At 75.3% G+C, this 7,292-nt stretch carries 3 protein-coding genes and 1 pseudogene; 1 reads left to right on the forward strand and 3 read right to left on the reverse strand.

Going from position 1 to position 7,292, the window contains the following annotated elements:
* From AOK15_RS17410 to AOK15_RS48820, 3 genes and pseudogenes are all read right to left on the reverse strand, one after another.
* On the reverse strand, window positions 1-5,708 hold a 5,708-nt coding region (locus AOK15_RS17410), incomplete at its 3' end, for an SDR family NAD(P)-dependent oxidoreductase (protein WP_157870281.1).
* Window positions 5,705-6,880 (reverse strand): acyltransferase domain-containing protein (locus AOK15_RS17415; protein ID WP_240508474.1); only part of this gene is annotated, 1,176 nt, incomplete at its 5' end. The genes AOK15_RS17410 and AOK15_RS17415, both read right to left, overlap by 4 nt.
* Window positions 6,881-6,882: 2 nt before the next feature.
* Window positions 6,883-7,133 (reverse strand): annotated as a pseudogene (locus AOK15_RS48820) (CurL C-terminal domain-containing protein); the annotation flags it as partial.
* Here AOK15_RS48820 and AOK15_RS46865 point away from each other — a divergent pair.
* Window positions 7,014-7,292: acyltransferase domain-containing protein (locus AOK15_RS46865; RefSeq protein WP_240508475.1), on the forward strand; the 279-nt coding region annotated here is incomplete at its 3' end. The pseudogene AOK15_RS48820 and the gene AOK15_RS46865 overlap by 120 nt on opposite strands.

Raw genomic sequence — 7,292 nt, forward strand, 5'->3', positions numbered from 1 at the left:
GGGGCGGAGGTGGGCCGGGGTGCCTCGGTCCGTTCGGCCACCTGGGCAGCCAGGGCGCGGCAGTCCGCCGCGTCGAGGACGTCCGTGGGGCTCAGCCGTACGCCGTGGTTCTCCTCGATCTCCGCGGCGACCGCTGTCGCCAGCATGGAGTCGAGACCGGCGGAGGAGAGGGAGGTGGTGGGCGTGACGCTCGGATCGTGCAGGACGCTCCGCACGACGGCCAGGACGAGGGCCTCGATCCCGGCCCCGGCCACGAGCGCGGGCACGGGCGTGGAGGCGGGTACGGGCGCGGCTGGGGAGGCAGGCGTGGGCGAGGGCGAGGGAGCGGTCACGGCTGCGCCGTTCACCGCTTGCCGGGCTCCGGCCGGCACCGTCCGGTACTCCACGTCCTCCAGGCGCACCAGGACGCGGCCCTCCGCGGACAGCAGGGCGGTGTGGCCGCGCCGCACCCCGTCCGGCGTGGCGTCGTCGGCGTCGAGCAGCACATGGGTGGCCCGCGCGGGATCGCCCAGCCGTACGACGCGCCCGATGGACACCGGCAGGTATGCCGCCGACACCGCGGCCGGATCGGCCAGCGTCAGGACGGCCATGCTCTGCAGCGCGGCGTCCAGAGCGACCGCGGCCCTCTCCAGGGCGTCACCGGCAGGGACGTCGAGCCGGGCCAGCACCCGGGCCGCGCCGAAGCGCACCTCCGTGAGGGAACGCAGGGGAGCGGCGAAGTCCATGCCCTTGGCCGCGAACCAGGCGTACAGACCGGTGGGTTCGAGGGTGCGGTCGAGGCCCGCGCGCAAGGCGTCGATGTCGTGGTCGCCGAACGTGCCGGCCGGCACCTCGTCCGCGCGGCCCGTCTCCAGGCGTGCCACGATCCGGCCGCCGTGCCGGAAGGTCACCGGCCCGGTGCGGGTGGGGCCGTCGAGGTCGCCGAGGTCACTGTGGAGGGGGTGGGAGCCGGTGCCGCGGCTCACGAACGCGACCCGCCTCAGGACATCGGCGCTACGGAGAGCCAGGGCCAGCGTCAGCGCCCCCGGCAGCGTGTCCTCGCCGAACACGCGGTGGGCGCGGGAGAACCGCTGGACGATGGCCGTCACGTCGGCGGTGTCCTGGCGTACGCCCCGGTCCGTGGCCTCCGTCCCCGTGGAGCGCGCGACGGCTGCTTCGGCCCGGAAGGGGTAGGGCGGCAGCGCGACGCGGCGGGCCGACACGCCCTCGTACACCTGATGCCAGTCGACGGTTCCGCCCCCGACGTGGAAGAAGGCCAGCCCTGTGCTCAACCGGTCCTCCGGGAGCCTGAGTTGGGCCGCGATCCGGACGGGGGTGTGCGAGGTGAAGGGGGCCAGACGGGCGGCGAGTGCGGCGTCGGCGGGGCGTCCGGCGCTCTCCAGCACCACCCCGTCGCGCAGGACGATGCCGTGCGACTCGCCGGCGCCGCGGGACTCCCCGTCTCCGCGGATCTCGGCCGCTCCGCGAAACTCGGCCGCTCCGCGGATCTCTCGGTCTCCGCGTGCGATCCGTGCGAGCCCGGCCAGCAGGGAGTCCGCCGTGGTGCCGAGGACCACGGCCCGGTGGCGCAGGTGGTCGCGTCCCACGGCGGCCGAGCGGCACAGCGCGCCCACGGCGGAAGGTTCGGCGCGCAACGCCCGTTCCAGGTCCGCCGCGCGCCGGATCAGGGCCTCGGGTGTGTGCGCGGACAGCGGCAGGAGGTACTCGCCGAGCGAAGCCTGCGCGGGGGCGTCCGGTGCGGGCGGTGCGGCGTACTCCTCCACGACGATGTGGGCGTTGGTGCCGCCCATGCCGAAGGCGCTGATCCCGGCACGGCGCGGCGCGTCGGAGTGCCACGGTGTGCGCCGCGTGGGGATCACGAAGGGCCCACCCGTGAGATCGAGGTGCGTTCCCGGTGTCTCGTGGCCCGCGAGGGGCGGGATCTCGCCGTGCCTGAGGCACAGCAGCACCTTGACCAGTCCGGCCAGTCCGCTCGCCGGTTCCAGATGTCCGACGTTGGCCTTCACCGAGCCGAGGTGGAGCGGAGTACGGCGGTCCGGGTCGGCGCCGAACACCTCGGTGAGCGCGGCGATCTCGATCGGGTCGCCCAGCCGGGTCGCGGTGCCGTGGGTCTCGATCAGGGAGATGTCCGCCGGGGCCGCCCCGGCGTCGTCGAGGGCGGCCCGGACGACGGCGGTCTGTGCCTCGCTGCGGGGCACGGGCAGGGCGCTGCCCCGGCCGCCGTGGTTGACGGCGGTCCCCCGGATGACGCCCCAGACGGTGTCACCGTCGCGCTCGGCGTCCTCCAGGGGCCGGAGCATGACGGCGATCGCTCCCTCGCCGGGCACGAACCCGTCGGCGCGTTCGTCGAACGGCCTCGGCAGGGTCTCGGAGAGGGCGCCGAGCTGGCTGAGGCTGCGGTAGTACCAGGGGGTGAGCCCGACGTGGCAGGCGGCCACGATCGCGGCTCCGCAGGTCCCCGAGCGGAGTGCGGCGACCGCCTGCTGGACGGCGACGAGGGAGGAGGAGCACAGGGTGTCGACGGTCTGGGAGGGGCCCGTCAGGTCGAGGGCGTACGAGACGCGGTTGGCCAGCACCGCGTTCAGGGAGCCGAGGGCGGTGTGCGGTCCGACGGTGTCCAGGCCGCGGGCGTCGCGGTGGTGGGTGTAGGTGGCGCCGACGAAGACGCCGATGTCGCGGCGACCGGCGAGCCCGCTCTCGTCGCGTACCGCCCAGGCGTGTTCGAGCAGCAGCTTCTGCTGGGCGTCCATCTCCTCGGCCTCGCGTACGGAGATGCCGAAGAACGACGGGTCGAAGCGGTCGATGTCGTCGAGGAAGGCTCCGGTGCGGCAGTAGGTGCCCGTCATGTGGGGGCCGCGTGCCTCGAAGTGCGCGTCGATGTCCCAGCGTTCGGCCGGGATCTCGGTGAACGCGTGCCCGCCGGTGCGCAGCAGCGGCCACAGGGCGGCCACGTCAGGTGCGCCGGGCAGGTCGCCCGAGACGGCGACGACCGCGATGTCCCGCCCGGCCCGGCCGGCCGCCCGCCGGGGCCGCCCGACCGACCCGGACGTCGGCTCAGGGGTCCGTACGTCCTCCGCGACGGGCTCGGCCTCATCCGTCCGCGCGTCCCGTGCGGTGGGGTCCGTCGGTTCCGGGGCGCCGTCGGCGGCCGGGGGTGCGACCGCGCCGGCCGCCCCGTACCGGTCCGTCAACGCCTGGGCGAGGTCGGCGAAGTCGCCGTGCTCCAGGAAGAGGGTGGCCGGGAGGTGGAGGCCCCAGCGGCGGGAGAGTTCCTCGGACAGCTCGACGCTCATGATGGAGCTCATGCCGTAGTCGGCGAGGGGTGCGCGGCGGTCGAAGGAGGACACGCCAAGCCGCTCGGCGAGGAAGCGCTCCAGCGCGTCCTCCACCCGTTCCCGACCCCCGGCGACGTGTACGGCGTCCGGTTGACCGGTGTCCGCGCCGGCCGACGGCCGGGCGGCGTCGGTAGCGGCGGCATTCCCTTCGTCCCCGCCGGGCCCGGCCTCCGACGCGTCGGGGTGGGCGACGACCACCTGGCGGGCGTCCCCGCCCAGGACGGCGATCAGCGCGTCCAGGGCCTCGGCCGTGCCCAGTGGCCGGACACCCCGGCGCCGGAGCTGGTCCGCGACCGCCGTGCCCATGCCGACCTCGCCCCACAGGCCCCAGTCGACGCTGAGCCAGGGCGTGCCGTGCGCGTGGGCGAACGCGTCCAGGTAGGCGTTGGCGGCGGCGTAGCCGCCCTGGCCGAGGTTGCCGAAGGTGCCGGAGACGGACGCGAACAGCACGGCGAAGTCGAGGTCCGTGCCGGTGACGGCTGCGGCGAGTTCACGTGCGCCGGAGGCCTTGGGCCGCAGGACGGCGGTGATGTCGTCGGCGGTGGTCGACCGGATCAGTCCGTCCTTGAGGGTGCCCGCCGCGTGGACCACGCCGTGCAGCTCGCCGTGCTCCTCGCGGATCCGTTCGACGACGGCGCGCAGTTCACCGGGGGCGGAGACATCGGCGGCGTACGACACGACGGTGCATCCCGCGGGGCCGGTGTCGACCGGGTGGGAGTGGTCGGCTGCCGACCGACCGCTGCGGCTGACGAGCGCGACGAGTCCCGCGCCCTCCGCGGCGAAGCGGCGGGTCACCTCCAGGCCCAGTCCCCCGTGTCCGCCGAGGACGAGATAACGGCCGCCCCGCCGGATGGGCCGCACAGCCGGGGGGCCGGCCTGTGTGTCGAACACGCGGACGGGTTCGTGGCGGACGCCGTTCCGGTAGCCGACCTCCGTCGGGCCGTCGTACGTCCCCGTCGGGCCGGCGCCGAGTTCCGCAGTGAACGCGTCGTCGGAGGTGTCGTCGAGGTCGACGAGCCGGGGGCGCAGGCCGGGGTACTCGATGGCCGCCGTGCGGACGAGACCCCACAGGGCGGCGCGGGCGGGCACCGGCACGTCGTCGTGCCCCACGGGCTGGGCGTGCCGGGTCACCACGAGGAAACGGGAGCGGCGCTGCCGTTCGCCGAGCGTCTTCAGGGCGGCGAAACACCCGTAGAGGCCGGCGCCGAGTTCGGTGTCCTCGTCCCGGTCGCCGTCCGTCGCACCGGCGTTCAGCAGGTGCACCACTCCCGCGACCGGGTCCCCGATGTCCTCCCACAGGCGCCGGAAGGCGCCCTCGTCGGCGTGCTCCAGGACGAGCCGGTCGTCCTGGAGCGCCCCGGCGGCTTCGCACGGCCGGGGGGCGGCGGGTGTGGCGAGGCCGACCTCCACCACGCGGGCGCCGTCGGCCCGCAGTCGCCCGGCGGTGCGCCGGCCGAGGGCGTCGCCGTGGTGGAGGACCACCCAGGTGCCCTGCGCCGCGTCGCGGGCCGGGGCGGGCGCGGGCCGCCAGCGGATGCGGGAGACGAGTCTCGCGGCGCGCCCGCTCGGGGCGGCGGTTCGTCCCGCTTCGGTGGTGCGGCGCATACGGATTCCGGTGAACTCCGCCGCGATCTCGCCCGACGGCCCGAGGAGCAGGGCGTCGCCCGTCGAGTAGGCGCCCTCGACTCCGGTGCGGCGGGCCAGGACGGTGGCGCCGGACGCCAGGGCCGACAGATCGGAGTGGACGGCGACGCGGGCGACCCCGATCGGCAGCATGGGCCGCGGCCCGGTCGCTGTGTCGAGGTCCTGGAGGGCGCAGCTCATGACCTGGAACACGCCGTCCGTCAGCAGGGGGTGGGCGAACCAGGGCAGGGGTTCGGCGTCGCTGCGCAGGACGGCGCGGGCGGTGCCCTCGCCGACGGTGAGTTCGCGGACGGTGCGGAAGTCGGGCCCGTACCGCAGGCCGGCCCGCGACCAGCCGGCGTACAGGTCGTCCGGGGTGATCGTGCGGCGGACGGTGATCCGCGGGACGGCTCCCGTGGGTGGGTCGTACGGGAGGGGCCGACCGCGGCCGGTGGAGAGCTGTTTGCGTTCCCCGGCGGTGACGGTGCTCAACTCGAAGCGGGTGTCCGGGTCGTGGACGACGTCGAGGCGGACGGCCGCCGTGGCGTCGTCGGCGAGGGTGAGGGGCCTGAGGAAGGCCACGTCGGTCAGTTCCAGCGGTGCGAACGGCCCGAGCCGGGCCACGCCCACCATCGCCATCTCCAGCTGTGCCGCGGCGGGGAGCAGTCCGGTGCCTGCGGCGCGGTGCTGGGCGATGAGGGGCTCGCTCCCCGCGAAGGTCTTCTCGTACGTCTCGGCTCGCTGCGTCACTGTCCCTCGCTCCGGTGCTCGTAGTGGCGGTCGAACAGCGGGTGGCTGACGGCGTTCGTCACTGCGCGGCGACGTGCGGGGGGCGCGGCCAGCGGCTCTCGGTGGAACGGGTAGACGGGCAGGGTGGTCGTGCGGTGCCGTTTGTCCTCGTGGAGCGCGGGCCAGTTCAGGTCGGCGCCCGTGAGGTTGTGGTGGGCGGCGAGGGCGGTGTGCAGCTGGACCTGGTCGCCCCGCCCGCGCTGGAGGGTGGTGAGCCAGACGGGGTGCGGCTCGACGAGGGTCGTACGGGCCAGGGGTGTGAGGTGGGGGTGGGGGCCGATTTCCCACACGGCCCCCGGGTCGGTCTCCGCGAGGGCGGCCAGCGCCTGTGCGAAGCGGACGGGCCGGCGGATGGCGTCGGCCCAGTGCCCGGCGTCCACGGCGGAGTCCGGGGTGTGCCAGGTCCCCGTGAGGGTGGACGCGAACGGGACGGCGGGCGGTTTGAGGGCGGTCGCGGCCATGGCCTCGGCGAACGGCGCGACGGCCGGTTCCATGTCGGCGGAGTGGAAGGCGTGGCTGACCGGGAGGAGCTGGGTGCGGTGCGGGGTGTCCTCGCGGAAGCGGGCGAGCGTGTCGGCCGGACCGGTGACGGTGTGCACGTTCGGTGCGTTGTAGGCGGCGATCTCCAGGCCGGGATGGGCCCGCAGCGCGTCGACGAGGGTGTCGGTGTCGGTGTGGACGACGGCCATGGCGCCGGTCGTGGGCCGGTCCTGCATGAGCCGTCCGCGCAGGGCGGTCAGCCGGAGCAGGTCGGGCAGCGAGAGCACCCCTGCGGCCCAGGCGGCGGCGAGCTCGCCGAGGCTGTGCCCGGCGACGGCGTCGGGGCGCACCCCGGTGGCCTCCAGGTAGCCGGTCAGGGCCACCTCGACGCTGACGATGGCGGGCTGCGCGTACCGGGTCTGCTCCAGCAGGTGCCGGGCGTCGCCCCACAGCAGGTCGAGGAGGGGGACGTCGAGGTGCGGGACGAGGAGGTCGGCGCAGGCGTGCAGCACGTCGCGGAAGCGGGGCTCCGTGGTGTACAGGCCGCGGCCCATGCCGGGGTACTGGGAGCCCTGGCCGGTGAACAGGAAGGCCGTGGTGACGGCCCTGCCCGTGTGCCGGACGACGGGTGTGCGGCCGGCCGCACACCCGTCNNACGTCGCCCAGGCGGTCGGCCAGCTCGCGTGCCGTGGCGCCCCGCACGGCGACCCGGTGACGCTGGGCGGCCCGGCCGGTGTTGGCGGTGAAGGCCACGTCCCCGAGCCGGTCCTCGGGAGTACCGGCCACATGGTCGGCGTAGGTTGCGGCCAGGGCGCGTACTACCCCGGCATGGGCCGCGGCCTGTACACCACGGAGCCCCGCTTCCGCGACGTGCTGCACGCCTGCGCCGACCTCCTCGTCCCGCACCTCGACGTCCCCCTCCTCGACCTGCTGTGGGGCGACGCCCGGCACCTGCTGGAGCAGACCCGGTACGCGCAGCCCGCCATCGTCAGCGTCGAGGTGGCCCTGACCGGCTACCTGGAGGCCACCGGGGTGCGCCCCGACGCCGTCGCCGGGCACCGCCTG

The organism is Streptomyces ossamyceticus (genome assembly GCF_001418475.1).
Lineage (GTDB): Bacteria > Actinomycetota > Actinomycetes > Streptomycetales > Streptomycetaceae > Streptomyces > Streptomyces ossamyceticus.